2 protein-coding genes are annotated in these 762 nt (G+C 46.5%); both read right to left on the bottom strand.

Annotation, left to right across the window (positions count from 1 at the left end; translation table 11 throughout):
• Positions 1 to 437, bottom strand: a 437-nt coding sequence (locus R7044_RS25075; RefSeq protein WP_225455980.1) for a cobalamin biosynthesis protein, incomplete at its 3' end; no start/stop codon positions are given.
• Between the two features lie 12 nt (positions 438 to 449).
• Positions 450 to 762: 5'-methylthioadenosine/S-adenosylhomocysteine nucleosidase (gene mtnN / locus R7044_RS25070; protein WP_225455979.1), on the bottom strand; the 313-nt coding region annotated here is incomplete at its 5' end.

Raw genomic sequence — 762 nt, 5'->3', positions numbered from 1 at the left:
TTACCTATACCGACAAGCGACAACGTTTCGGTATCACGATTCACAAAAGGCTTGAGTAGATCGCGACAGCGCGTTTTATCCTCACGCGACAAGGCGAGGGCAAGTTGTTTGGTGAGGGTTTCGCAACTCCGCCAATCTAACGCTAATAGTAACAGAGCAAGTTCGTACAGAGGCTCTTGCCAAACTAAGGGCGTTAGAGCGATTAAGAGCACCAAACACGGCAATGTCATCAAAATAAGAGCGAGGCTTCCTGAGAGAATGCTTTGTGAATAGCTATGGTGGTTATTTACTTTCTCTGCTAATTGTTCGGCTACCTTGCGCCATAAAGTTGCAGGGTGAGCGGAATGAGGAATAGGGAGGATCAGGTGAAACAGTAATGCGCCCCACATCACGAGGAGCGCACCGTTAGCATAGAATTGCTGAAAAATTTCTTCCATGAATGACTTGGATTACTTAACCAGTTCCAGCATCTTGAAGACCATTTCTGAAGAGCTTTTTGCTGCTAGAGGCAGGAATTCTTCAAAGCTCATTGGCGATTCTTTATCAGCAACGTCAGAGATAGCACGTACAACAACAAATGGTGTGTTGAATTGGTGGCAAGTCTGAGCAATAGCTGATGCTTCCATTTCAACCGCAATAACGGATGGGAAGTTTTCACGAATGAACGCTTGGCGCTCAGCCGTGCAAACAAACGCATCGCCCGTACAGATCAAACCGCGAACAGCATGTGTATTTGCCATTTGCTCGAGTGCTTTTTCCGCT

The sequence above is a fragment of the Vibrio sp. 1402 genome, from assembly GCF_033340275.1.
This window is presented reverse-complemented; position numbering and strand designations above follow the sequence as displayed.